At 34.3% G+C, this 25,361-nt stretch carries 26 protein-coding genes; 13 read left to right on the forward strand and 13 right to left on the reverse strand.

Annotated features, from left to right (window positions below):
• Positions 1-89: 89 nt before the first annotated feature.
• The 3 genes from BN2144_RS17690 to BN2144_RS17700 form a co-directional block, all read right to left on the reverse strand.
• Positions 90-1,022, reverse strand: a complete 933-nt coding sequence (locus BN2144_RS17690) for a beta-ketoacyl-ACP synthase III (RefSeq protein ID WP_033829542.1) — start codon at positions 1,020-1,022, stop codon at positions 90-92.
• Positions 1,023-1,142: 120 nt separating this feature from the next.
• Positions 1,143-1,931 carry a hypothetical protein gene (locus BN2144_RS17695; RefSeq protein WP_033829543.1) on the reverse strand — a complete coding sequence of 263 codons (789 nt, stop codon included), beginning with the start codon at positions 1,929-1,931 and terminating at the stop codon, positions 1,143-1,145.
• Between the two features lie 24 nt (positions 1,932-1,955).
• On the reverse strand, positions 1,956-2,678 hold the full coding sequence (locus BN2144_RS17700) for a hypothetical protein (protein WP_033829544.1): 723 nt from the start codon (positions 2,676-2,678) through the stop codon (positions 1,956-1,958).
• A gap of 251 nt (positions 2,679-2,929) precedes the next feature.
• Here BN2144_RS17700 and BN2144_RS17705 point away from each other — a divergent pair, with 251 nt between their 5' ends.
• Positions 2,930-3,112 (forward strand): YjzD family protein, encoded by a 183-nt coding sequence (locus tag BN2144_RS17705; RefSeq protein ID WP_033829545.1) that lies wholly within the window; start codon positions 2,930-2,932, stop codon positions 3,110-3,112.
• Between the two features lie 60 nt (positions 3,113-3,172).
• On the opposite strand, the gene BN2144_RS19360 is transcribed toward BN2144_RS17705, so the two are convergent.
• The 3 genes from BN2144_RS19360 to BN2144_RS17715 all read right to left on the reverse strand — a co-directional run bounded on the left by BN2144_RS19360 (position 3,173) and on the right by BN2144_RS17715 (position 4,686).
• Complete coding sequence (locus BN2144_RS19360) at positions 3,173-3,346, reverse strand: YjzC family protein (RefSeq protein ID WP_075047855.1); 174 nt, start codon at positions 3,344-3,346, stop codon at positions 3,173-3,175.
• Between the two features lie 188 nt (positions 3,347-3,534).
• Positions 3,535-3,846 (reverse strand): metal-sulfur cluster assembly factor, encoded by a 312-nt coding sequence (locus BN2144_RS17710; RefSeq protein WP_033829546.1) that lies wholly within the window; start codon positions 3,844-3,846, stop codon positions 3,535-3,537.
• A 63-nt stretch (positions 3,847-3,909) separates the two neighbouring features.
• Complete coding sequence (locus BN2144_RS17715; RefSeq protein ID WP_033829547.1) at positions 3,910-4,686, reverse strand: prolyl oligopeptidase family serine peptidase; 777 nt, start codon at positions 4,684-4,686, stop codon at positions 3,910-3,912.
• A gap of 143 nt (positions 4,687-4,829) precedes the next feature.
• On the opposite strand from BN2144_RS17715, the gene BN2144_RS17720 reads away from it, so the two are divergent.
• Both BN2144_RS17720 and BN2144_RS20650 read left to right on the forward strand, forming a co-directional pair.
• On the forward strand, positions 4,830-5,645 hold the full coding sequence (locus BN2144_RS17720) for a Cof-type HAD-IIB family hydrolase (RefSeq protein ID WP_033829548.1): 816 nt from the start codon (positions 4,830-4,832) through the stop codon (positions 5,643-5,645).
• Between the two features lie 165 nt (positions 5,646-5,810).
• Positions 5,811-5,945: a hypothetical protein gene (locus BN2144_RS20650; RefSeq protein ID WP_268258037.1), complete on the forward strand. Its 135-nt coding sequence runs from the start codon at positions 5,811-5,813 to the stop codon at positions 5,943-5,945.
• A 61-nt stretch (positions 5,946-6,006) separates the two neighbouring features.
• Here the strand turns inward: BN2144_RS20650 and BN2144_RS17725 are convergent, their stop codons facing one another.
• Complete coding sequence (locus BN2144_RS17725; RefSeq protein ID WP_033829549.1) at positions 6,007-6,849, reverse strand: YitT family protein; 843 nt, start codon at positions 6,847-6,849, stop codon at positions 6,007-6,009.
• 141 nt (positions 6,850-6,990) lie between these two features.
• On the opposite strand from BN2144_RS17725, the gene BN2144_RS17730 reads away from it, so the two are divergent.
• The 3 genes from BN2144_RS17730 (at position 6,991) to BN2144_RS17735 (ending at position 8,664) form a co-directional block, all read left to right on the forward strand.
• Positions 6,991-7,875, forward strand: coding sequence for a DegV family protein (locus BN2144_RS17730; RefSeq protein WP_033829550.1), 885 nt, complete (start codon positions 6,991-6,993; stop codon positions 7,873-7,875).
• A 37-nt stretch (positions 7,876-7,912) separates the two neighbouring features.
• A complete protein-coding gene (locus tag BN2144_RS19365; RefSeq protein ID WP_075047856.1) occupies positions 7,913-8,044 on the forward strand; it encodes a DUF3941 domain-containing protein in 132 nt (43 codons plus the stop codon).
• Positions 8,045-8,172: 128 nt separating this feature from the next.
• On the forward strand, positions 8,173-8,664 hold the full coding sequence (locus BN2144_RS17735; RefSeq protein WP_033829551.1) for a YajQ family cyclic di-GMP-binding protein: 492 nt from the start codon (positions 8,173-8,175) through the stop codon (positions 8,662-8,664).
• Between the two features lie 86 nt (positions 8,665-8,750).
• Here BN2144_RS17735 and BN2144_RS17740 read toward each other — a convergent pair whose 3' ends face one another.
• The gene (locus BN2144_RS17740; protein WP_033829552.1) at positions 8,751-9,782 is read right to left on the reverse strand and encodes a LacI family DNA-binding transcriptional regulator; all 1,032 of its coding nucleotides are present in this window, start codon (positions 9,780-9,782) and stop codon (positions 8,751-8,753) included.
• 166 nt (positions 9,783-9,948) lie between these two features.
• Positions 9,949-11,340: an alpha-amylase family glycosyl hydrolase gene (locus tag BN2144_RS17745; RefSeq protein WP_033829553.1), complete on the reverse strand. Its 1,392-nt coding sequence runs from the start codon at positions 11,338-11,340 to the stop codon at positions 9,949-9,951.
• Positions 11,341-11,646: 306 nt separating this feature from the next.
• Here BN2144_RS17745 and BN2144_RS17750 point away from each other — a divergent pair, with 306 nt between their 5' ends.
• Positions 11,647-12,219, forward strand: a complete 573-nt coding sequence (locus BN2144_RS17750) for a DUF2777 family protein (protein ID WP_033829554.1) — start codon at positions 11,647-11,649, stop codon at positions 12,217-12,219.
• Positions 12,220-12,433: 214 nt separating this feature from the next.
• On the opposite strand, the gene BN2144_RS17755 is transcribed toward BN2144_RS17750, so the two are convergent.
• Positions 12,434-14,953, reverse strand: a complete 2,520-nt coding sequence (locus tag BN2144_RS17755; RefSeq protein ID WP_050632357.1) for an EAL domain-containing protein — start codon at positions 14,951-14,953, stop codon at positions 12,434-12,436.
• 174 nt (positions 14,954-15,127) lie between these two features.
• On the reverse strand, positions 15,128-15,481 hold the full coding sequence (locus BN2144_RS17760) for a YisL family protein (RefSeq protein ID WP_033829555.1): 354 nt from the start codon (positions 15,479-15,481) through the stop codon (positions 15,128-15,130).
• A 178-nt stretch (positions 15,482-15,659) separates the two neighbouring features.
• Here BN2144_RS17760 and BN2144_RS17765 point away from each other — a divergent pair, with 178 nt between their 5' ends.
• The 6 genes from BN2144_RS17765 to BN2144_RS17790 all read left to right on the forward strand — a co-directional run bounded on the left by BN2144_RS17765 (position 15,660) and on the right by BN2144_RS17790 (position 17,869).
• Positions 15,660-15,881: a spore germination protein gene (locus tag BN2144_RS17765; RefSeq protein WP_033829556.1), complete on the forward strand. Its 222-nt coding sequence runs from the start codon at positions 15,660-15,662 to the stop codon at positions 15,879-15,881.
• Between the two features lie 33 nt (positions 15,882-15,914).
• Positions 15,915-16,145 (forward strand): spore germination protein GerPB, encoded by a 231-nt coding sequence (locus BN2144_RS17770; RefSeq protein WP_033829557.1) that lies wholly within the window; start codon positions 15,915-15,917, stop codon positions 16,143-16,145.
• 47 nt (positions 16,146-16,192) lie between these two features.
• Positions 16,193-16,828 (forward strand): spore germination protein GerPC, encoded by a 636-nt coding sequence (gerPC, locus tag BN2144_RS17775; RefSeq protein WP_033829558.1) that lies wholly within the window; start codon positions 16,193-16,195, stop codon positions 16,826-16,828.
• Positions 16,803-16,982: a hypothetical protein gene (locus tag BN2144_RS17780; RefSeq protein WP_033829559.1), complete on the forward strand. Its 180-nt coding sequence runs from the start codon at positions 16,803-16,805 to the stop codon at positions 16,980-16,982. The genes gerPC and BN2144_RS17780 overlap by 26 nt, the downstream gene beginning before the upstream one ends.
• A gap of 1 nt (position 16,983) precedes the next feature.
• Positions 16,984-17,412, forward strand: a complete 429-nt coding sequence (locus tag BN2144_RS17785; protein ID WP_033829560.1) for a spore germination protein GerPE — start codon at positions 16,984-16,986, stop codon at positions 17,410-17,412.
• Between the two features lie 238 nt (positions 17,413-17,650).
• Positions 17,651-17,869, forward strand: a complete 219-nt coding sequence (locus BN2144_RS17790) for a spore germination protein (protein WP_033829561.1) — start codon at positions 17,651-17,653, stop codon at positions 17,867-17,869.
• 236 nt (positions 17,870-18,105) lie between these two features.
• On the opposite strand, the gene addA is transcribed toward BN2144_RS17790, so the two are convergent.
• Together addA and addB are read right to left on the reverse strand one after the other, a co-directional pair.
• Entirely contained in the window at positions 18,106-21,885 is a 3,780-nt protein-coding gene (gene addA, locus BN2144_RS17795; RefSeq protein WP_033829562.1) for a helicase-exonuclease AddAB subunit AddA, read from the reverse strand.
• Positions 21,882-25,352 (reverse strand): helicase-exonuclease AddAB subunit AddB, encoded by a 3,471-nt coding sequence (gene addB / locus BN2144_RS17800; RefSeq protein WP_033829563.1) that lies wholly within the window; start codon positions 25,350-25,352, stop codon positions 21,882-21,884. Before addB ends, addA begins: the two co-directional genes overlap by 4 nt.
• Between the last annotated feature and the right edge of the window lie 9 nt (positions 25,353-25,361).

Genomic DNA, 25,361 nt, shown 5'->3' on the forward strand with positions numbered 1-25,361 from the left:
CTTTTAGTTGCAATAGGTTATTGAGAACGAGAATCTTTTAACCATGTAAGATGCTGAAAAAATCTTTCTAAACCAGTACAATGAGTAGACTATTTTCCCCAGCGCATTAAAATTGCACCCCAAGTAAGACCGCCACCAAATCCAACCATAACAATTAAATCATCTTCTTTAATTCTTCCTGCTTCCAAATCTTCAACCATCGAAATCGGAATAGATGCGGCAGATGTGTTGCCATACTTACCTACAGTATTTGACATTTTCTCGACTGGAAGGTCTAAGCGTTGTCTTGCTGCTTCCATAATACGAATATTTGCTTGATGTGGTATTAAGAAGTCTATTTCTTCTTTTGTAAAACCTGCTTTCTCAATCACTCGAACGGCAGATTCTCCCATTTGTCTTACAGCAAATTTAAAGACTTCACGACCATTCATAGATATATATTTTTCTTGGTATAAATGCTTTCCACCTGATCCATCTGCACCTAGCTCAAAGGATAAAATTCCTCTTCCAGGGGACACTTGGCCCATCACAACAGCTCCTGCACCATCACCAAATAACACCGCTGTTGATCGATCATCCCAGTCGGTAATTTTTGATAGTTTTTCAGCTCCTATTACAAGTATATATTTATAAACACCATTTTCAATAAATTGTTTTGCTGTCACCATCCCGTACATAAACCCCGAACAAGCAGCACTAATATCCATTGCTGCCGCTTTTTTCGCACCGATTTTTTCTTGTATCATACATGAAATGGATGGAAACGACTGATCGGGTGTGACGGTTGCCGTTAAAATTAAATCTATTTCTTCAGGTTGAATATTTGCATCTTCTATTGCTTGTTTTGCTGCGAGTAACGCCATATGAGAAGTATTCATATCAGCTGCTGCAATCCGTCGTTCTCTTATACCTGTTCGCGTACGAATCCATTCATCTGATGTATCTAAAGTCTTTTCCAACTCTTGGTTTGTAACAACCTTTTCTGGAACATAACGCCCAATACCAATAACACCTACATCCATATATATGCCTCCTACTTTTACAATTAACACTAATTATTATGACTTGGTACTAATTTTACCGTAAAAAAAAGGAATATTCAATGGGATTTTTAGTCGATTGAATATCCTTATTACAAAAACTTATTTAACAAGTTTCGGACTAAGCTTTAATAACCTTTTCTTATCATCTTCTAAAGACCAACTTTCACACTCATTAACCATAATTGGCTCACCGGAAAAACCAGTCTTTTCATAACTGATATACTCTGTTCTTGATTTAACTCCTGTTATTTCGTAAAGATAACGAATCCAACGATCTTCTTTTCTATTATTTATACAAAAAACACCTAATTTTTCCATCAAAATTAATTTCACAACTTCCCTAACAGCATCCGTTAAGTGGATAGCATCATAACACTTTCTTACATAATTATTCGTTAATACATTGAAAAGATAAGATGAGGATGTTAACCATTTGCCATATAGAATTGGTAATTGAATCGTTAAATTTCTTTTCGTTGCACCCTGAATTCGTTTGGCTACTTCTTCTAATAGCGGATTTTTATCTCCACCATTTTTCATATCTAATGTAATGATGTATGGTTCATTCATTTTATTTTTATACGAATGAAGCAACTGATATATTTTTTCCTTAAGTTTATCAATTGCATTATCCTGAAAAAAATGCCAATCATATATAGGAAGAATAATTGGATAATCTAAAGTACTTATCTTTGGCCCATCATCTTCTCTGTATATTTTAAAATTACTATTTCTACCAATATAGAGAGCCTTTTCTTCTATCATTTCTTCATCTTCTAAGTAATCACAAATATTAACATGGTACACTTGATAACCTTTATCTAATAATTCTCCACACAATTCAAAACCCAATTGGCCAAACGCTCCGAGAAGGATGAAACCATTCAAAATTCTCCCCACCTGTTATATATTTTATAATTGTACCTCTGCTTTTTTGAATAATTTTTTTGTATAATAGGCTATTCTAGAACGTTTTTCTGGTAACATTACATATATTTGATCATTATAGTCATGAAGATATTTTTTATAGAGCTGGGTCCATTCTGCATCTTGAACTCCATGTTCTAATATATGAATAATCACGAAAGGATAACTGATTTGATGTCGAGAAATTTCTTGCGTTTTGATTGTTTTTTCACATTTTTCTTCACTTATATTGAATGCTTTTGCAATATCTTGGATGGTCTTTTTATATAGGAAGGGTTGATCTTTTATTAGATTTAGTAGCCACTGGATAGAAAATATTGGGTTAATAAAAGCAATTGAACGGATTATTTCATTTTTATTTTTTAACAAGTCCATCGCGATTAATGCACCAATACCTTCAGCGATAATATGAATTCGTTCATTTAATATTTCTGTTCGCTTTATATATTCATACAAGCTCGTTACTTGCTCAACGGATGGCGCATTTCCCATATGGTTCTTATTAAAATTCGGATAATATACAGTATAACCATCATCAATTAATGACTGAAGAATATTATGTCTATTGTTATTGCTTAACCAATTGCTATCCTGCCCATTGACATATTGCTCTTCCCCGCCGATAATTAACACACCAAATCCATTTGGTTTTTCCGGATAATGAATGATACAATAATCATTGTTTAATTTAAAAGTTCTCCAGTTCATTTTTAACCCCTCTTATTATAACTTATCCATTCATTAACACACTGACTACCTATCGACAGCACTTCTCATAATACTATATTCAAAACCATAATAAACTCTCTATTACATTCGCCTATTTTTCTTATTTTTACGAATTTGACAAGACAGGAAAACATGAACTAAGTTTATTACCTAAAATTCATTTTTATGGTAATATTATTTTATATGGATTAGACAAAAATAAATACATCATACAAAGTAGGTGAGATGACATGCGTTACTTCTGGACATTTTTTTGGGTATTTCTATTATCCCATATGATTACTTATATTGTTGGATCAATGAAAGCAGCTCCATACGATTTTACTGTTGGAACAATTTTAGCTGTTGTGGTTACCGTTTTTATTTTCTTTATAACAGGTGCGATGCCAAAAGAACAAGAACTAAATATATAATGAATAGGGCTGCCCTAAGGAATTTTCACTGGACAGCCCTTTCATTTTTTTATTATACAATTATCCTTTAAATGTCCACACACGATTATGATTTGAATTTTCTGGAAGTCGTTCTCCCGCTTTTAACCGTACTTGTCTTGGATTTACGACAGATGAACCAACTTCACCAATTTCAATATAAATCCCATCATTCGGTACTTTTTGTCCTGCACGAAACTGGCGATTTTCCCCCATTATTATCCCCCCTTCATTTTCTTTTCTTATCATTTACTAAAAGACGAGAAAAATGAATGTCACTGGATAATAAATTTTGCCATTATTGAACTGATAACGGAAAACTCATGAGAATCACTAGCCTTAAAAGAAAAGAGGAAGATATCTCATAATAAGCACCTTCCTCTTGCAATTATTGATAATCAGCCTCAATCCGGAATACCGAGGGCTATTTTCGCGTAACGGCTCATTTTATCTTTAGACCACGGTGGATTCCAAACAATATCTACTTGTGTATCCTTTACTTCTGGGATATCAGATAAGGCAATCTTTACTTGGTCTGAAATGATGCCTCCTAAAGGACAGCCCATTGATGTTAACGTCATCGTCACTATCGCTGTTCCATTTTCGTCTAGATTCACATCATAAACAAGGCCTAAATTTACTATGTCAATTCCTAATTCAGGATCGATTACTTGTTCCAATGCACCGAGCAAATTTTCTTTTAATGTTTCATCCATTAAACTGACCTCCTTCTTCAAATCTTATCTTATCATATCAAATACATGAAGGAAATTGAATCATCATGATTTTTGATGAAGATATTTATTAAACCACTCTACTGTTGCAAGTAAGCCTTTTCGGGACACTTTATGCCCAGCGTGATTATCGAGAATAAACTGAATATGCTCTGGATGTTCATAGCTCCCTTTTACTTTTTGATAAAATTCATAAGCATATGTATATGGAACGACGGGATCTTTCTTACCATGCCAAAATAATAATGGCCGGTTATTTAATTTTTCTGGTTGCATACTTAAATCAACAGGTAATAGTTTTTGATACTCCCCTTCCAATTGTTGTTCAGAGTAAGGAATTTCATGCCCTTGACTTTGTAGTTCCGCAACTAAATATCGGGCAAAATGATGATAGGCAGGATTTCCCATTAAACTGACTGCAGCTGTAATCCAGTCATATTTACATAAAGCACCGAATGTCGTAATTCCTCCCATTGATGTTCCAACAACACCAATTTGATTCTCTACCGTCAAATGTCTGTTTACATATTCATCCTTTAGAAGGCCGAGTTCGTCAATATTTTTTAAGATAATTTGCCAAAAGGCTAATGCTTGTTCTTCCATTGAAATGTTTCGACTTCGCTCGCCGTGCAAATCGGCTTCAGGGAGAACGACACGAATATTTTTCTCAGCAAGTAAATAAGCATAATGTAAATTGTGTTCTTTTGCACTAGTAAACCCGTGAAAGAAGAACACAGTTGGAACTGCTCTATCTATTAACTCGTTCTGGACAATCTCTAGCAAAGGAATATTTGCGACTTTTTTCTTATCAACAAGTATCATGTTTTTCCCCCTACAATCTAAATTAAGCAAAAGTATTGTAATTCTATTTATATATTATAAACTAATATGTAATACAATTTAACATTAGTTTACCATGCATAAGATATTATTTCTAAAAAATGCTTAATGAAAGGAATGTCTCAATGAAAGACAAACATTTAATTGCTTTAGATTTAGATGGTACATTATTAAAAGATGACAAATCAATTTCTAAAAAAACAAAAGACGTTTTAAATAAAGTACAAGAAGAGGGTCATGTTGTAATGATCTCGACGGGAAGACCATATCGTGCAAGTGAAATGTACTATAAAGAATTGAATTTACAAAGCCCGATTGTTAATTTTAATGGCGCTTTCGTTCACCATCCACTTGACCACAATTGGGGTGTATATCATCAACCACTACCTTTAAATACCGTGAGTGATATTATCGATATATCGAACAAGTACTCCATCCAAAACATTATCGCAGAAGTAATGGATCACATCTATCTCCATTATCATGACGCAAAACTCATTGATATTTTTAAATTAGGAAATCCGAACATAACATCTGGGGATTTACGAAAGTTTTTAAAACATGACCCAACAAGTTTACTTATTCATTCCGACGAACAAAATGTTAAACAAATCAATGATTATTTATCTGAAACAAGGGCAGAAGTTATTGAACATCGGAGTTGGGGAGCCCCTTTTCCTGTTATTGAAATTGTAAAACACGGAATTAATAAAGCTGTTGGTGTTAAAAAGGTAGCTGATTACTATGGGATTCCTAAAAGTCGTGTCATTGCTTTTGGCGATGAAGATAATGATTTAGAAATGCTTGATTATGCAGGTTACGGTGTCGCCATGGGAAATGGAATTGACTTAGCAAAAAATGTAGCAAAAGACGTAACATTAACAAATGAAGAAGACGGTGTCGCAGTTTACTTAGAAGATCTACTATTGAAAAAGTCCTAATAAGATTGGAGCTTTTTTTATTCTCTTGGAATAAATCAATTTTGTTAAGTTACATGATTGTGAAAATCAGGGATCGTGCAAAACCGGCTGTGTAATTACAATACAATTGGATATGATAGTAATGAACGGGAATACTCGTTCAAAATTACGGTTGGAGGGATAAGAATGGGCAGAAAATCGAGACGATTTGTTAAACAAGGTGTAGATGCTGTTAGAAAACATGCTGAAAAAATCCCTTATCATTTAACCTACGCTGAAGCAGAAAGTAGAAAAATGAATAACAATTTCGATTCTCTGTAATACCATATTATTTGCCTCCGATAACACGTAAAAAGACAGCTCAAACATTTGGGCTGTCTTTTTAATCCTTTCGAAACAAGCCAATAACTGAATCTGTTTGTAATATGTTTGTAAAAGCCTTCGCATCAATTTCCTTTATAATTTTCCTGAGTTCATACAACTCATACCGGCTAATTACGGTAATTAGCATATCTTTTCCAGATTCAGAATAGGCACCATGTGCGGGTACAATCGTTACTCCTCGCGTTAAACGACTTAAAATCGCCTTTTTTAAATCATACGAATTTTCCGTAACAATCATAACTGTAAGTTTTTGTGATTGTGTATGAATCAGGTCAATTACTTTTGAGCTTGAAAAAAGAACAACGAGCGTATATAGGGATTTTTCCCATCCAAATAAAAAACCTGCCGATAAAATAATAAAACTATTTAATATCATAGTAAATTTTCCAACCGAGCCTTCAATCACTCTCGATAAGTATACAGCAATAATATCCATTCCTCCTGTTGAGGCTCCCTCACGCAAAGTCATTCCAATACCAATCGCGCCTATAACACCACCGAACACAGCATTTAATAATATATCATCCGATAATTTTTGGATTGGAATAATATTTAGAAAAAACGAAGAAACAATAACACTAAAAAAACTATACAGAGTAAAAGTTTTCCCGACCTTTTTCCATCCTAATATTGTGACAGGAATATTTAACAAAAATAACCAGACCCCCACTGAAATAGTTATGTTAACGTATTCACTGAAAAGCCGAGAAAGAAGCTGGCTTAGACCAGAAAATCCGCTAGAGTAAACACCAGCAGGAATTAAGAAAAAATTCATTGAAAACGCAAAAATGAATGCTCCGATAATAACAACAATTATTTTTCTAACTTGTGCTTTAACCATAATTCCCTCCAGTATAATTACTTTACATTATTTTTAGTCTTTCCCAATTTACCAACGTATTTCTGTCAAGTTTTGGTTTAAATCTCACAATGTTGGTGTTAAACTAAAGCATAGATAATGTAATAGAAAGCGGTGGTTTTATTGGCAAATGTAAAATTAATTACAGATAGCGGCTGTGACTTACCATATGAATTTTTAGTAGAACACGATATCGAATTTATTCCATTAAAAGTAGAGTTAGAAGGAAAAGAGTATGATGATGTAACGAAAATTAGTGCAAAAGCGGTTTACGATGCGATGCGAAACGGAAAATCACCAAAAACATCACAAGCATCCCCTACAAAAGTGAAAGAAGTTTTTACAAAATTAGCCGAAGCGAAACAAACTGGGATTTATATTGCATTTTCTTCTGAATTGTCCGGTACGTACCAAACGGCATGTATGATTAGAGAACAAGTTCTTGAGGAATATCCAGATTTTGATTTGACGATTATTGATACAAAGGCCGCCTCCTTAGGTCATGGTCTAATTGTTTATCATGCAGTTCGACTTGCACAAACCGGGGCAACAAAAGACAAAATTGTTCAAGAAACGAAATTTTACTCCGAACATATGGAACACTTATTTACTGTTGATGATTTGGAATATTTACGTCGCGGTGGGCGTGTTTCCCGAGCAAGTGCCTTTGTCGGTGGATTATTGAATATCAAACCATTATTAAATGTCGAAGAAGGAAAACTCATTCCGATTGAAAAAATTCGTGGCAAGAAAAAAGTTTTAACTAGAATTTTGGAATTAATGGAAATCAGAGGTGTGGATTTACAAAATCAACTCATTGGAATTAGTCACGGCGATGACGAAGAAACAGCACTTCTCATGAAAGAGATGATTGAAGAAAGATTTGGCTGTAAACATTTTTATATGAACATTGTTGGTTCTGTAATTGGTGCACATTCCGGTCCAGGAACTCTTGCCATCTTCTTCTTAAACGAAAAAACGAATAGTGAAATTGATATTGCCCAATAATAGAAATGAATCACAGACTTTTAAAGGGGTGTGCCATATGTCAAGAACAGCTGATGATGATAAAAAGCCTGTTGACCATCAAGCAGTGCGTGAAAAGAAAAACGAACGAAAAGAAATAAATCGCAAGGCTGGTAAACATCAATATTCAAAAAAGACAGACCACCTATAATTTGAAAATAAAACTAGATGACAAGTTTTAAATGAGCTCCCTGAGTAAACTTAGACTACAAACACTTGCCGTTTTCCAAGTTTTTCCCTATAATGTAGGAAATACAACATGGAACGGAGGAAACTTTTGTGGCTAAAGAGAGCTCTTTTGATATTGTTTCAAATGTCGACATGCAAGAGGTAACAAACGCAATTCATTTAACAATGAAAGAAATTCAGAATCGCTATGATTTTAAAGGTAGTAGTAGCGATGTAAAAGTAGAAGGCGACGAACTTGTTTTAATTTCCGATGATGAGTTTAAAATGTCACAACTGAAAGACGTACTATTAGGAAAATTAATCAAACGAAATGTTCCAATAAAAAACCTTCAATATGGAAAATTGGAAAGCGCATTTAGTGGGAATGTTCGTCAACGTGCAAAACTTGTTCAAGGAATCGATAAGGAAAATGCGAAGAAGATTAATACCCTTATTAAAAATTCGGGTCTAAAAGTAAAAAGTCAAATTCAGGATGACCAAATTCGCGTAACTGGAAAAAGTCGAGATGATTTACAAAAAGTAATTGCTGTAATTCGTGAAGCTGACTTACCCATTGACGTGCAATTTGTCAATTATCGCTAATTCGATTATATAAAAGACTGCATCTATTTTTGGTGCAGTCTTTTAAAATTATAATAGATTGCCCTGAAGTATACTCGTTTGTCTAATTATACTTTTACAAAAATCTGATTACAGGAATGTCGCTCGATTATTTGGTGTGGAATAATAATTCGTTTTATTGGTTCATTTGGATTTTCAATTTTATCAATTAACGATTTGACCGATTCCATACCTAATGCGAAAATATTTATATCAACAGATGTTAGCGGAGGTGTCGACAGCTCTGCAAATAATGCATTATTAAAACTAATAATAGATAGATCATCAGGGACATTTAGTTTCATATCATAAATTGCTCTAAGTACACCAACAGACATAAGGTCGTCCACGACAAGAAGAGCACTTGGTGGAGTCTTTAGCGCTAATAAATTTTTAACCGCTTCTTGACCATCTTCTAGAAGAAATTCTCCATGAACAATATACTCTTCTCGAATTGATAGATTCATCTCTTTTAAAGCTTGTTTGTAACCTTCTAAACGATCGTTTGTTACCATTAGGTTTTTACTACCACCGATAAAACCGATATCCCTATGGCCTAATTTTAATAAATATTCTGTTGCATCTTTTGCAGCTAAAATATTATCGTTATCGACATGAGTAATTGTATTTATGTTTCTATAAGGCTTACCAACCAGCACAAAAGGAAAACCGATTTTTTCCAAATAGGCACTAACTTGATCATCTACTTTTGAATAAAGGAGGATTAAGCCATCTACGCGCCGCCCTTGTACCATACGAATTACATCCTCGTATATTTCGTTTTCAGTATTGCCAGTTGTTAATTGGAGAGCATAATGTCGATGATGAACACCTTCACTAATACTTCGAAGGACTTCTGAAAAAAATGGGTTTTGAAACACAATGTTACCTGCACTAGGTAAAACGATACCAATTGTTTGACTTGATTGACTGACTAAACTTCTCGCGTTTAAATTAGGATGATAGCCAAGATCATCCATTACTTTCTTCACACGCTTCTTCGTTTCCTCACTAATTCTAGGGCTATTAGCAATTACTCTTGAAACGGTGGATGGAGCTACATTTGCTGCTTTTGCAACATCTTTTATTGTTACCGTCATATTCATTTCCTCCTAATCCAAAAAATCCAATCTTTACCACCGAAATTGTTCGCAGTATACTTTCATCAATTATCACTAACCTTTGCCCGATTTCATACAAGGCCTACAACTTTACAAATTTTCTTCATAATTTATAATTGGAAGTTGAAAATTGCATGATCATGACTTACACTCTCTTCTTCCTACCTTTTTTCCAAATCGCATAAAATAAAATTAAAAAACTTACAGGTACAGCAATCATAATTAGGATATTGTAAATGTTTAAACCATAATCATCTCTAACGATGTAAATGTCACTTTGTTCTTCATTTAATGGAATAAAATAAGTTCCATTTTGTTCTTTAATAAGTCCACCTTCGATAAGACTAAGTAATTGTTTATTTGTACCAATGTCAGTAGCTGGAATCTCAATCGTTTGATGTTTTGAGGTATTATTGATTGCTATAACTGTTTTTTCACCGAGATACGATCTCGTATATACAGCAATCCCTTCTTGCTCAAAAATGATTTGGTAGTCACCTCTTGTTAAAGAGCGATATTGATTTCGAGCTTTCCCTAGTTTTTCAATAAATTCAATAAGTTCTTGGTCTGCTCGAAATTCTAACATTTGCTCGTCATTATCGACTCCACCACCAATTAATGCTATTTCAGAACCGTAATAAATCATTGGAACACCTGGAGTTGTATAGAGAAGTGAAAGTGCCGGCTTCCACCTGTCACCAGGAAATTGATTTGATTGAACGATATGATTCGTAAATCGGGCCTTCCCGGGACGATCAATGTTTTTTGTAACATAATAGGATTTCTGATCTACGAATCTACTTAATACAGCCTCAAGCAAATGATTTGGTGATTGAAAAATATTTCTTAATTCATCTGATGAAGTGGAAATGATTATACTAGTAAGACCCATATTTTCATAGTTTTCGATCTCCTTTATATCCGCCTGTTCTACTTCACCAACAAGATAAAACACTTCACTTGTATATTTCAGTTCGCTAATAAAACGTTCCAAAAAATTTTGAGGGGTTTTATCCAAATTGGGTAGAAAATATCCGTCAATACCGGTCTGATCCTTCCACCAGTTTGCTAGCATAATCATGTCATTTTCAGACATACCTTGTAATGTGGCGATTGGGAAATCAATCATCACTTTCATATCTCGCTCATGGGCTTTTTTGACAAGTTGCTTAAATGTCTTTAAATTCCCATAATGTTCTTCTATTGTGTAAGGATCGACTAAAAATTGACCAGATGGACTATATCGTTCTTGATCAAAAATAACATCTAGTCGTATAGTAGTAAAGCCCATATTATGAATATAATCGAGCTTTGTCATCATCCCTTGAAAGTCTCCACCGTGATAAGCATCATGTTCTTTCGTATTTATGAAATAGTCATTATGATAATCACCATTAAAAAAACGATCAACTAAAAGATAATAAACGCTTTCATCTTGCCATTGACGTTTTGTATCTACCGCTGCTTCCATGCTACTAGGTGTTAGTATAAAAAGTAATAAAGCACTAGATAAACATATGTATAAAAGTTTTATCAATATATTTCTCCCCCTTTTATTGTAACAATTTTAGCTTACAATTAAAGAAGAAGTTTGGTCAATGCTAAAAGTCGGTAAATTTATAATAGTGATTATTTTTACATTCAAATATTTCGAGATAGCAAGATGAGGTATGAGAGCGAATGGTTCTTTCTAACAAAATACATAAATGATAAAAGAAATTTGTTCATGAATAAATAGCTTTATAAAAGTCTTTCACTTTTCGTGTATAAAAGTTTTTTTCTTTGCTAATAAATGATAGTGAAGTTGCTTAAATTAAAGTACGACATCTTGTGGAGGAAACAAATGAAATTAGACCGATATAATATAATTGAAAAACAAGAGCGTGCCTATTTTAATGGAGTTGTCGAAAAATTTAATGAGGAATGGATTCTCATTGATTTAGAAACAGAAGAAGCGTATCCACTTGATGAGTTCATTTATAAGGAAATCCAAGTAAAACGACTCAACCGATGGCAAACCGGTATTTTAACAGAAAATTACGTAATGCAATATGATAATAAACAATTTCCGTTACAAGATGAAGATGAGGTAAGGATACGCAAAACATTCACAATTAGTTTTCAAACATGGTTAGATGAACTAAATGACGAAGCATATTATCAATTTATTCAGAAGCTAAACGAGCTTGGATTTTCAATATTTGACAGTACATTTTGTCACAATTACCTTTCTTTTTTAGTATCTAAGGAAAAAGAAGGTGTTAATTTTCTTATGTTCGATAATACTTTACACCTTTGCAGTGTTCATCATCATTTTCAATATGATGAAGATAGAAAAAATGACCGTTTTGAATTTACGTTAAATACCGGAAAACGGGTTGTACTCCAAGCTTTACAACGACCATACAAAAAATAAAGAAAGAAAGACGCACAAGCTTTAGCGAAACGAGAGACTAGAGTTCGCTTGATAAGTAAGAGAGTTTTTTCGGCCTTGATGTCATGCTATTAGAACTTTCCTTGTACGCTTATGCATAGAGGTAAGTAGAAAGTTTAAAGTTGAAATTGGAAAATTTATACTTTCCTATTAACCGTAAAAGGAGCTGTCTTAAGTAGCAGCTCCTTTTTAATATTTATACAATTGGATGTTTATTGCTATTAATTAATTTAATAAAATTTGTTGGTGAAACAGGTTTTTCAATATAGTAACCTTGTGCAAAATCACATTTTAATTCTTTCAACTCCACTAATTGATCAAAAGTTTCAACACCCTCTGCGACGACATTAACAGAAAGTCCATTTCCCATTGTAATAATCGCTTTAACAATCGAATAGTCTGCAGATTCGGAGCGAAAGTTATTAATAAATGACCGATCAATTTTTAACGTATTAATTGGTAAATTTCTTAAATAGCTAAGAGACGAATACCCTGTTCCAAAATCATCAATTGAAACTTTAACACCTAATTGTTGAATCGTATTCATAATCTCTATTGATTTTTGCACATTATCAATCATTCCACTTTCGGTTAATTCTAAATGGAGTAGACTTGGATCCATTTGGGTTGTTGTTAACACCTCATGCAACTCATGTAAAAAGGATGGATCAAGAAATTGTTGTACAGAAACATTTATGGAAATAAATACATCATATCCCTTCTCATTCCATTCTTTATTTTGTCTACAACCTTCCATGAGTACCCATTTTCCTATATCGTGAATAAGTCCTGTTTCTTCGGCAATCGGAATAAATTCCAATGGTGGTATTAAACCGTGTATCGGGTGATTCCAGCGAAGTAATGCCTCACTCCCGATAATCTTACCAGTATGTAAGTCAACGACAGGTTGATATAATAAGAACAGCTCTTCTTTTTCAATCGCACGGCGTAAATAATTTTCTAATTCAAACTTATACTTGATTTGTTCATTCATTTCACTTGCAAAAAAGACCGTTTGATTGCCACCATATTTTTTTGCACGGTTCATTGCTGTGTCCGCATTTTTTAAAATGGTTTGCGTATCAACTCCGTCCTCAGGGTAAAAGCTTACACCGATACTTGCTGAAAGTACGAATTCTTGTGACTCATATTGTAACGGTTCCTGGATTGTACTTAAAATGTTGGTCGCAAGCATGAGAATTTCTTCCGTACTGTACTCTTCTCCTAAAATTAACGTGAATTTGTCACCGGCAAAACGGCCAATAAAAATATTGTGATTAAGATGTTTTTTTATCCGATTTGCAATTTCAACAATAATAATATCGCCAACATAATGACCAAAACTATCATTAATTAACTTAAAACGATCAATATCGATAAATGCAACTGCAAATCGCTCATTTTCTGCAGCATTTGCAATAAGTTGATCAACAGTTTCAGTAATTTTCAACCGATTAGGTAACGCAGTATCTTTGTCATAGGAAATGAGAAACCTTTTCTTATTTAATTCCTCTGATAAATTTTGGATATAATCTGTCGTCATTGCTACTAAACTTGTTAAATACATGCGCGATTTCATTTCACTTGTTAGCTGGTATTGAAAGTCTAGGTTATTTTTCGGATTTGCTTGCAGATTTTCTGATATTAATAAAGCAGTTACTGTAAAGCTTGAATTGTACTTTATATTTTTCCTTTGCACTAACTCACCTTCAGTGACGATTCCCGCTGTTGGGGCTATTCGTTGGAGATGAGTCAGTTCTTGTTTTGTAAGTGAGTCAAATAAACTCATTCTCGCTGAACTTGTAAATGCAAAAATTGTATCAACTGGTCGTTTGGCAAATGTATTTAATTGTTTCAAACTTTTATCTATGATGTGTGCAAGGTCAAAATAAGCGATTGTAAATTCATCACCCGTTTTTATATTTGAACTTATGCAAATCGTTCCATCTTGAAGAACATCTTGAATATAAGTAGCTTCCTCTTCTTTAGTTGAAAATAATAGAGGTAAATCATGTCCAGAATGAGGCAACTGGTCAATAAAATATTTTCCAAAATACTTTTCGAGAAACTTTATTGGAATCTCATTATTAATCGAATAAATTTTATTTTGATCCGCTTTAGTTACACTCATTGGGATTCCAATTTTTTTCCATTCAATACTTCGATATATGTAAGTAGACAAATCTTTGCTATATAATTTTGCATATACAGCACCATTATCGATTATATTATGATTCGTAAATACATAAACCTCTTTATATTTCGAGTTCGAGGCACATCCATCTGCAATAACAACATCTTCACTATACATATCTTTTCTAAAATGATAATCAAATTGAAGTGAAGAATTCGTTGAGTAAGCAATGATTGTTTTTAAATCTTGTGTGTCCACTTCTGTGTCCACTTCTTGATATAGCTTTGAATGATGTGAGTAACCAATTTCTACTCGTGTTTGTTGAAACGTAGTAAAATTTATTATTGTCTTTCCATATAAGAATTGACCATTGATAATTTCCCCGGACGTTGTACAGCCAATTATATTTGCATGTGGCATTCGTTGGTTTATATATAATTGGATTGTCTTAATTTCTTCAATCGAACCATTGCCAATAAAAATTTGTATAAGTATATTTTCAACTGTATGTAAACTGTTTTCCGTTATGAAATTATCAAGCTGCTTTTTATCTATGTACTCAAAACTGTATGTTTTTGCCACAGCTCTCACCTGCTTTTTATCGAATAAAGAAACTAAACGATGTATCTATCTATTAAAATAGCATATTTAAGCATGATTGTAACGAAAAAAAGAAAAGAATCGTCAAAATACGACAATTCTCCTAGTATGATCCTGCTATTCATAAATAGTAATGTAAAAACGATCCTCTTGAAACTATTTTAACCAAATTCCGAGTGGAAGTTTTAGACCCAAGTAGATTGTAACAATGACTAAAATAAACCAAATAACCCAATAGATTGTTGGTGTTTTCCCTTTTTTCAGGCTCATTAATACCATTTCCATTAATCCAATCACTAAAATTCCAAGTAACGCCTTCATATGGTATCCCATTGTTGGATCAACCGATAAGTATAATTGGATTCCACTCCCGATAATAAATAAGTAGAACAAACGCAAAATCATTGAAACAATCTTTGCTGGCTTTTCGTTTTTATTTTTTGTTAAAACAGCTGCAATAACAAACAAAATAATTGCAATGACCCAAGTAGTAATATGTAAATGTGTCATTTTCTTACCTCCATTAACGTATTCTATAAACATATTAGCATAACATGATTTCAAAGAGTAATAATTCGTATGTAAAAGTAACTATAATTATATTTTCCGTGTCTTTATTAGGCATTTGAATCACATTTTTAATCGATGTACATAAAATAAAGGGAAACTACGTTAGGAAGTGAGAGAGGTGCCTGCTGTCGTTGGAATGATAAATGTAAATTCACTCGGTTCAAGTGCTGTTTTTAATGTAGGTGACGTATACCAAATATCTCCCTACACAATGAATAAAACATTTGCAGGTGCAGGTTCATTTAATACGGCGGAACAGCTTTATGTATATAACCATCGTAGCAATACGAATACATTTGACCACGATACAATTGATCAACCATTAAGTTTTAACGTATAGCACTTATTTAAATAAATACCTAAGGTGAATAAGATGAACATATATGTACAACAATCGATTCATATAAATATATTGAGGATAAATAGTATCATGAATTCCTCTGTTTTACAAATTGGCACTGCTGGCATCATTAAGTCCCGTACAGATGTTGCAAATACGGGTGGATTTGTCAATCCAATTCCTGAACTTGACTATGAAGGTTTTACGTCGACTTCTTCATCTCAAGGGATTACTATTCCCTTACATGCAGGTGGTGTAAGATAAAAATTGATTCTTCGTAACACAACTACCGTTTTAAGGACGTGATATTTTTGCAAAATGATTTATATCTGTTTATAAATCAACTTGCTGCACAGTTAAAAAAACAAGAGGAGCAGTTAGCTAAGCTGGAAAAGAAAAACAGCGAATTATCTGAGGCAATTCAGACACTAGAAAAACAACCACCGATTAATGTCGAACGGATCGATTATCATTTCGATCAGTTAAAAATTGAGCGATTAGATGGCACATTAAATATTGGGCTTAATCCACAAGATTTACAAGGGATGGATGAACTATCGATTCCACAACCTATCTCCCGTGGAGGAACAAATAAAGCAAATGCGAATCAATTTACTCAATTACAGAAAAAGATTCATACTTATTTAGATGAAGAACTACCAGCTTTCATTGAATCGGTCAAAAAAGAAAAACAATTTGAACTCGATGATTCTTATATAAACTTTATAAAAGAGGACATTCGAAAACAACTACCTGATCGCCTCGCATTTTATGCTCAAAAATTAGGCAAACAAGGGCGAGAAATATCCGTTGAAGAAGAAGAAAAGTTTATATATCAACATCTGATTCAAGATATTCAGCAAGCCATTTATTCATTTTTCAAACAATTTCCATCAAAAGGAAAAAAGGGAGGGGAACAAAATGATTCTGGAAGTAGTCAACCATGAATTACAGGCTGAAACTGTAAACATTATTGCTATTGCAAGTTCGTCTATTTTTTTAGTTGGAGATACAAACTCCATCCAACTAGCTTGTGCATACGATACGCCAATGTCTTCATTTTTAATTGGTCCTCTTGTTCCTCTAGCAACACGGAGTTAACATGCTGAAACGATTATCTCAAGTTCAAAAGATAGATGTACAAATCATCACTTTTTCATCTCATTTACAAATTGGTGATAGTAACACAATTAATGCCTATAGCATCATCCTATCATCTAAACGTGATCAGGAATTATATTTTGGAACAGAGGCCGATGATAAGGAAAAAGATTATGTCGTTTTTTCACTTCCATTAGTCCAATTACCTATTTACGAACAGCTCTACTACAAAAAGGAAAATCTTTGTGGTTCAATCTATGTTCAAAATGTAAATGTAATAGGTGTCTCAAGCTCTTCAATTATTCATATCGGCAGTAATGATCGACTATTTTTAGAGAATAGACGTAAAGAAATTAGAATTATGGCTGAACCTGAAAACATTGAAAAAGGGAAAGAATATTTGATTGAGAACAACATAATAAAAGAGTAAAGAATATATCCATTTAATACCGATTTTATTAAAAGCCATTTAATTGATTATAAGCAGACGTTATCTCTCAACAACTACTTACTTATGTATTTTTAATCCCATTCTTAAATAGGAACGTTTTTCAGAAATATTTCATACTGTAACTGTAAATAGTTTAACTTTATTCAGCAAAAGTCCACTTACTTCGATAAGTAATAAAATATGTTCGATATAAATTCACAGTTAAAGGATGGTAATCATGCCAGCCATCATTGGTTCAATCCAACTTGTTAATATTGGAGGCGGAGTCGTAAATTTTGGAGATACACTAAATATTGCACCTAAAACGACAACAAAGCAAAACCAAGGCTCCGGATCTGGAAATGTTGGCGGATTTACGATAACGAATAACGGTTTTAGCGCAACAAACTCCGTCGACCCTGATTTAATTGATCAACCTGCTACACAAAATAATTAAAGAAAACTCAGGGACGCTAGAGCCTTCAGGCAATCAAGAGCCGTAGTTGCGCTTTAAGCGCACTAGGAAAGTAGAAATTGGAAAATTTATACTTTCCTATTAGCGAAAGGGGACATCCAGTAAGTCGTATTTTTGATTTCTGGATGTCCACTTTTCATGTTTCAAAAACTTGATATATCAACTTTCTTGATTATTTTATTTTTTGGGATATCCCTTTTCGGACAGTCCCTTTCATATTATTCAACATGCAAAATAGAGCCGCCGTCAAAGAAAAATAAATAAGCATTCGTTACTTTTTCGTGTAAAATTGTTTCAACTGCACGTCGATACAAGTCAATTTGTGTCTTATATCGATTCAATAAGATCGGCTGTGCGTCGACAAAACCATTTTTAAATCTTGCAGTAATTTGGTCTGTTTTATAATCAATTAACACTAGCCCGGAATCGTCTTTAAATAAGCAATCAATAATCCCTTGGATAAACACAGGATCCTCGCCATCCTGCCAATCTTTATATATTTCCCTTGTCGGTACGACGAAACTAAACGGAACTTCCCGCTTCACCCAATTAGCAGAAAGTAAACGTCTACCCAAATCCGTATGGAAAAATTGCTCAATTTCCTCGATGTCAATGATTTTTGCTTCTTCCTCAGTCAAAAGTTCTTTTTCTTGCATAAGGAAGACTTGTTTTTCAAGCGATTGTTTCGTCGGGATCCCCTCATCTAGATGAATATGTTGCATCACTAAATGCATCGCTGTTCCCTTTTCTGCCGGAGTCAATGTTTGCTCCTGTAGAAATTTTGGCCTTGCTGTTATCGGTTTAGTAAATGATTGGATAAGGTCCTCGCCGCTATACTCATCTCTTACTTCCTTTAGTCGCTTAATTTCAGAGACCGATTGTTTACTACGATGAATCGTCGCTAACTTATAGCTGTATTCCCAACTCAATTGATTATTAATTTTCTTCTTATATTCTGATTCAATTGGGACAAGATTCCCTTCTTTAACATACGCCAAATAATTGTTAAGGGTATCCACTGCCTCTTCCGTTTGGGCCATATCGTGACTTGGTATCCAATGGATTTGCCACTCAGATGGATGATTCGCAATTTCCTTTTGCTTTTTGCTATTAGCAATGAATGGATTTAATCGTACTTCATCACTATCTCGATGGCGGATCAAAGCCGGCCCAATCCAATCTAAGTAACTATTACTTTTTATTCGGTCAAAATCATTTAAAAGCCATTCCTCATGATCCAAGTGTTTTTGCCATTTTTCCGTTAGTTTATCTCGATCTTTCGTTGATGCGATTAAATAGAGTTTTTCTTTTGCACGAGTTAATGCGACGTAAAGAACACGCATTTCCTCAGAGACTAATTCTAATCGTTTCTTTCGTTTCAATGCCATATGAAATAAGGATGGATACGTAATTTGTTTTTCTGGATTAACATAATTCGTTGCAAAACCATACTCTTTATCGAATAAATAACTTTTATATAAATCCATCATATTAAATTTCCTTGCTAATCCTGCGATAAAAACAATCGGAAATTCAAGCCCTTTACTACTATGGATTGTCATTATCCGAACAACATCTTCCTTTTCACCTAAACTTCTTGCAACACCCAAATCTTCACCACGGTCTTGCATCCGTTCAATAAAACGTAAAAACCGAAATAACCCTCTAAATGACGTTGATTCATATTGTCTTGCCCGGTCATATAAAGCACGTAAATTTGCTTGACGTTGCCTGCCCCCAGGTAATCCTCCAACATAATCATAAAAGTTCGTATCACGATATAGTTGCCATATTAATTCTGACAAAGAGCCTAGTCTCGCTAACGAGCGCCAGTCTTCAAGTTGATGAAAAAATAAAGATAACTTTTTCTGGATTCGCTCTTCTATTTCATTTTTTGCTTTGTTTTTAAGAAACTTGCTTGATGCTGTATAAAAATTTACTTTTCGATCCTCAATGCGAATTCGTGCTAATTCTTCTTCATTTAACCCAACAATAGGCGAACGGAAAAGTGCAACTAACGGAATATCTTGATACGGATTATCAATTACTTTTAACAGTGCAAGCATTGTTGAAACTTCTGCCGCTTCAAAATAACCACCAGAAACTTCTGCATATGAAGGAATGCCATAGTCCTTTAGTGCCTCCATAAACTGTGGCGCCCATGCGAACGAGCGGAATAATATAACGATATCACGATATTGAATTGGGCGATACATTTTCTTCTTTGTATCATACACTTCTTTTCCACTATCCATTAATTCACGAATTTGTTTTGCAACGAAGCGCGATTCCATTTCTGATTGTTCCAATTCCTCACTTGTAAACGCATTGGTTTCCCCTTGAATCTCATCTTGTTCATCTTGGTACTCGGTTGAATCACCCTCCCGATTCTCTTTATAAAGAATAGTCAGTTCAACAGGGAATGGATGATTCTCAGGATAGCTTGCCCCTTTCTTCAATTCAGCAGCTTCATCATATTCAATTTCACCGACCCGCATCCCCATAATTTGTTTAAATAAAAAGTTAGTCGCGTCTAATACTTCTTTTCTACTTCGGAAATTTTGTGCCAAATCAATGCGTAAACCGTTATCTATACCATCATGAGAGAACCGCAAATACTTTTGTAAAAATAAATTTGGTTCTGCTAAACGAAATCGGTAAATGGATTGTTTCACGTCTCCAACCATGAATAAATTCCCATTCGCCTCTGTTGGCTGTTTTACTAACTGCAGAATGGTTTCCTGAACCATGTTCGTATCTTGGTACTCGTCGATATAAACTTCTTTAAATTGCTTTTGGTAAGCTTGTGCTGCCTCTGATGGTACGATGTTACCAAGTTCATCGACTTGTCCTAGAATTTTTAACGCATCATGTTCTAAGTCGGAAAAATCAACAACCGCTCTTTCCTTTTTTAATTGATCAAATTTAATAGAAAATGACTTTACAAGATTAACTAACACTTGAACCGGTTGTTGCATTTCTTGTAAATCTTTTAAATACGTTTCAGGCTTTCTTGAAAACAACTCTTCTTTCAGTTTTTGAATAATTGCTTTTCCTTCATCACGAAGCTTTTTCGATTCTTCTACGTATTCACGAATAAATTCATCGCCCTTGCACGGTTTTAATGTTGTAAATTTGTAGTTTTGGAACATATCATAAAGTGCTTGGAACGACTCGTTTTTTGCTTTCTGCATCGCTTCAACTATTGTTAAATCATTCAAAAAATTATCCGCACGTTTATATGGACCCCCAGGAACTTTCGTTAACTTGAGACCTTGTTCAAATAAACGTTTCGCCTCATCTAATTGTAGACGAATATCGTATAAAAGCGGCTCGATGAATGGTAGTTCTTCAATCGTTTGGCCTTCTTTTACGCGATAGTTTGCGACTACTTCATCAAGCCATTTGTTTGGATTTGGATTTGCCTTAGAAAAATCGTATAGTTTAAAAATTAAATTTTGCAGAGCATCATCACTTCGGTCATTTGTAAACATATCAACGACGCGATAAAATGATTCATTCCCCTCTTTGCCATATTCCTCTTCTAAAAGTGCCTCCATTGCTTCATCACGAAGGAGCATACCTTCTGTTTCATCAAGAATTCGAAATCCAGGATCAATATCAATTAAGTAGTAATATTTCCGAACTACTTCTAGACAGAATGAGTGCAATGTCGAGATGGTTGCATGATTCAATAAGTTTAATTGTCTTCGTAAATGCCCTGAGTGGGGATTAGCAGCAATTTCTTTCTCTAGCGCAACCCCAATCCGATGACGCATTTCTTGAGCAGAAGCATTTGTGAATGTCGCAACCAAAAGTTCATCGACATTGATAGGGTTCACATCATCCAGAACACGCTGAATAATTCTTTCAACTAAAACGGCTGTCTTTCCCGACCCCGCAGCTGCAGCGACTAATATATCGCTCCCTTTTGCATGAATAGCTTTCCATTGGTCATCGGTCCAAATTGCATCTGTTGGTTTTTCCGGTATTCTCATTGTTTCACGACCTCCTTCACCTGTTCCAATGCTTCTTGCTGTTTTAATGAAGGTAGCACTCGGTAATTATTTTCCTTTAACGTAGAATCAAATTGACATACCGATTTAAATGGACAGAACGCACAAGGGGTCTTGTCATTCATTTTATAAGGCGAGATTTCAACATTACCGCTTGCAATTTCATTTCCTGTTTTCTCGAAAACCTTTCCTACATATTGGCGTAAATGTGTAAAATCTTCTTCTGTAGCTACTTTGGAAGTTGCCTTTAATGTACCATCTTTTTTCAGTCCGGCTGAAATAATCTTTGAATCACCTGTCTCTAATGTTTGATCCATCATTTGGACAACATCCGGATCAGACAAAATCAATCCTTTCATTTTAAAGTCTTTGAAAATAAGCTCCTCAATTTCATCAAGTGTTAATATTTTTTTACTTTTAATCATCGGATTGTGAATATGGAAATATAAAACACCGGCAGGATTAGCTGACTTTCCAACAAGTTTTTCCGAATAACGAATTAAAATGTCAAGATAAGTAAGCATTTGTAGTGAGAGACCATAATATACTTCACTTAAATTTAAATCACGACTACTAGATTTATAGTCAATAACTCTTAAAAAGACTCCTTTTTCTGTCTCCGCCTTATCCACCCGGTCAATACGGCCGACTAACTGCATTTTCATCCCGTTTTTTAATTCGAACTGTACCGGTGGCAAATCTCCCTTTGGTCCGAAGGCAAGCTCCATTCGATACGGAACAAATGCACTAGATTTTGCATGTTCTTCAATGACTTCTGTAGCCCGTAAAATAACTCGTTCTAGTTTTCTCTTTAAATATTGATAACGATTTGTACTTAATAAAATTTCATTTTGTAATTTTGGAGCTAAATATTGAATTGCTTCCGTAACAAAAGACTGAATTTGCTTTTTCGTTAACTTTCCCCAAGATAAATTTCCTTTTATTACTAAATCACCAATATATTTCAAGGCACTATGGAACATTTCCCCAATGTCGGGTGCGTCGAGACGATATAGTTGTCGTTCTTGCAAATGTAATCCGTGAGATAAATAGTGAGAAAACGGACAACGATTAAACATTTCCATTCTCGAAATACTGCCAATCAGTTCAGTACCATACAACTCTGTTACTGTTTGTTCCGAGAGACTTGTTGCTTTATTTTCATAAAATAAACTTGAAAGGATGCGTTTTGCTTGGTCACGTATGTCGCTTTCCATCAGTAAGTTATACGTATCCCACCAGAGATCTTCAATTGGCTCAAGCCGTTTATAAGATTGTAATTGATAGGTCACATGCGTGAGTGCTTGATTCCAGTTCACAAGTAATTGAACTTGCTCGTTTGCTGGAATTTCATTGGCCTCATTTCCAAATAATAAATATTCTCCACCTGGAAACATTTCGGCAAGTCTCTTTATATATGGTGATGGTATTAAAGCTTTTCCTTCTTCGTTAGCTAATGGATAACTTAAAAACAATTGTTCAGATGGCGTCGTGAATGCTTTATAGGCAATAAATTCTTCATCCAGAAGTCGGTCTTTATTAGTTGGAGCAATTGTTAAGCCCGATGTAATTAAATTTTCTCTTTCTTCATCTGTGAAAATGCCGTTATCTTGAAATTTCATTGGCATCACACCATCAACAAGCCCAATCACAAAGGCAATTTTTACATCAGAAAGCCTTGATAACTCTAAGTCGGCTATAATTACTTGATCAATTGCAGGTGGTACTATGGAAAAGTGAAGTGATTCCAATCCCGCTTCGACAATTTCTGTAAATTGTTTAACGGTCACTTCCTGGTCACCTAAAACTTCAACATATTGATCTAATAATTGCATAATTGAATCCCATGCTTGTCCATGTTCCCGACTTTTTAATAATTGACCTTTCTCTTCCGCTTGTATTTGTAGCTTTTCTAACTTAGCTGGAATATCCAGTTCTTCTAAAAATAAAAATAATGCCGTACACATATCACGACCGGTTTTTGATTGTTTCAATCGAACAGCTAACCGATTAATCGGAGCAGAAATAATCAGACGAGATTCATTTAATTCCCGTTCAATTTTTCTTTCTTCATCAGTTTGCGGAAAATCGTGGTCTAATCCACGAATTCTACGGTAATGCCAACGTTCTTTTTTCGTCCACTTATCCCCTTGAATTCCAAATGCAAGACAATAATTTTCGAGTCGATCCATTTTATCTCGCATTATGTGAATATTGGTATCTAGTGGAAAGAGTAAATCCGTCTTTACCGCACGAAAAATTGGATCATAGCGCCAATATCCTGTAACAATTTCGAGTGTCGATCGAATGAGTTCAATTAGCGGATGATTTAGCATTGGTCGCTTTTGGTCCACATAATATGGTATTTGATAATCATGAAAAATCGTTTCAAATAGCTCTTGGTAGTTTTGACTATTACGTACAAGGATAGCTATATCTTTGTATCGATAACCCGCATCACGAACGAGCGCAATAATCTTTCTTCCTATACCTTCGATTTCAGTCCTTACGTTTGTTGCTTCACAAAAATGAACATTTGCCTTTTCGTCATAAGTTTTTATAGGTAATTGCTCATAATATTTTTCAAGATGAACAAGTGACTGATGCTTAAAACGAACCGATTGGTTGAGTGCGATATCATCTTCTATTTCAATTCCGTTCACTTGTGCAATTTCATATAATGACGCATACGCTTCTCCTGGCATACGGAACAAATGAAATTCAGAAGGCAACCGATCACGGAAAGAGCATTCTCCATTTAACGCAATCGTCACCCGCTTGACTGTCCTTAGTAATTGTTCAATTACCATATATTCTTGTGGGGTGAAACTATGAAACCCATCAATATAAACTTCCGCATCTTTTAACGAAGTCGATTGTGGCATTTTTTCTGCTAATAATGGTAGGTAATCCTCTGAAATTAAATATTTTTGTTTAATGACTTGTTCAAATTGCTCGTAAATAAGTTCTAAATCATGAATTTTTGCTTGGAGTGTCGCTTGACTTCTAATATCATTCCACTCATTTTTCAATTCTTCTGGAGAAATACAATATCGCTTAAACTCTGATACAATATTTTCCAAATGGTCAATAAAACCAAATTTATCTGCACTTTGTTTAAACACTTTTAGTTGGTCTTTATTTTCATTGACAATTTTACGAATTAACATATTTAATCCAGTAGAACTTATATGAAGGCGTGTAATTCCGCCCGTTTCTTGAAGAACACGCCAGGCCAATCGTGAAAAACTGTATACTTGAAGGCGAATCATTCCTTGCAAATCTGGTTGTGATGCCAATTTATATTCGGATAAGAATGTCATTTGGTCAGGAACAATATAAATGATTGGATTCCCATCTGGCTCAGTTTGCAGCTTATTTGTCATTTCATTCATTAAAAAAGTTGTTTTTCCACTACCTGATCTACCTCTGACAAATCGTAATGACATCGGTAAAAA

It is taken from the genome of Bacillus andreraoultii (assembly GCF_001244735.1).
GTDB lineage: Bacteria > Bacillota > Bacilli > Bacillales > Caldibacillaceae > Caldifermentibacillus > Caldifermentibacillus andreraoultii.

Excerpts from the sequence above, each read along its gene's own strand:
- BN2144_RS17690 (WP_033829542.1), bottom strand. The coding sequence starts at position 1,022 with ATGGATGTAGGTGTTATTGGTATTGGGCGTTATGTTCCAGAAAAGGTT.
- BN2144_RS17700 (WP_033829544.1), bottom strand. The coding sequence starts at position 2,678 with ATGAACTGGAGAACTTTTAAATTAAACAATGATTATTGTATCATTCAT.
- BN2144_RS17705 (WP_033829545.1), top strand. The coding sequence starts at position 2,930 with ATGCGTTACTTCTGGACATTTTTTTGGGTATTTCTATTATCCCATATG.
- BN2144_RS19360 (WP_075047855.1), bottom strand. The coding sequence starts at position 3,346 with ATGGGGGAAAATCGCCAGTTTCGTGCAGGACAAAAAGTACCGAATGAT.
- BN2144_RS17710 (WP_033829546.1), bottom strand. The coding sequence starts at position 3,846 with ATGGATGAAACATTAAAAGAAAATTTGCTCGGTGCATTGGAACAAGTA.
- BN2144_RS17715 (WP_033829547.1), bottom strand. The coding sequence starts at position 4,686 with ATGATACTTGTTGATAAGAAAAAAGTCGCAAATATTCCTTTGCTAGAG.
- BN2144_RS17720 (WP_033829548.1), top strand. The coding sequence starts at position 4,830 with ATGAAAGACAAACATTTAATTGCTTTAGATTTAGATGGTACATTATTA.
- BN2144_RS20650 (WP_268258037.1), top strand. The coding sequence starts at position 5,811 with ATGGGCAGAAAATCGAGACGATTTGTTAAACAAGGTGTAGATGCTGTT.
- BN2144_RS17725 (WP_033829549.1), bottom strand. The coding sequence starts at position 6,849 with ATGGTTAAAGCACAAGTTAGAAAAATAATTGTTGTTATTATCGGAGCA.
- BN2144_RS19365 (WP_075047856.1), top strand. The coding sequence starts at position 7,913 with ATGTCAAGAACAGCTGATGATGATAAAAAGCCTGTTGACCATCAAGCA.
- BN2144_RS17740 (WP_033829552.1), bottom strand. The coding sequence starts at position 9,782 with ATGACGGTAACAATAAAAGATGTTGCAAAAGCAGCAAATGTAGCTCCA.
- BN2144_RS17750 (WP_033829554.1), top strand. The coding sequence starts at position 11,647 with ATGAAATTAGACCGATATAATATAATTGAAAAACAAGAGCGTGCCTAT.
- BN2144_RS17760 (WP_033829555.1), bottom strand. The coding sequence starts at position 15,481 with ATGACACATTTACATATTACTACTTGGGTCATTGCAATTATTTTGTTT.
- BN2144_RS17770 (WP_033829557.1), top strand. The coding sequence starts at position 15,915 with ATGAACATATATGTACAACAATCGATTCATATAAATATATTGAGGATA.
- BN2144_RS17780 (WP_033829559.1), top strand. The coding sequence starts at position 16,803 with ATGATTCTGGAAGTAGTCAACCATGAATTACAGGCTGAAACTGTAAAC.
- BN2144_RS17785 (WP_033829560.1), top strand. The coding sequence starts at position 16,984 with ATGCTGAAACGATTATCTCAAGTTCAAAAGATAGATGTACAAATCATC.
- BN2144_RS17790 (WP_033829561.1), top strand. The coding sequence starts at position 17,651 with ATGCCAGCCATCATTGGTTCAATCCAACTTGTTAATATTGGAGGCGGA.
- addA (WP_033829562.1), bottom strand. The coding sequence starts at position 21,885 with ATGAGAATACCGGAAAAACCAACAGATGCAATTTGGACCGATGACCAA.
- addB (WP_033829563.1), bottom strand. The coding sequence starts at position 25,352 with ATGTCATTACGATTTGTCAGAGGTAGATCAGGTAGTGGAAAAACAACT.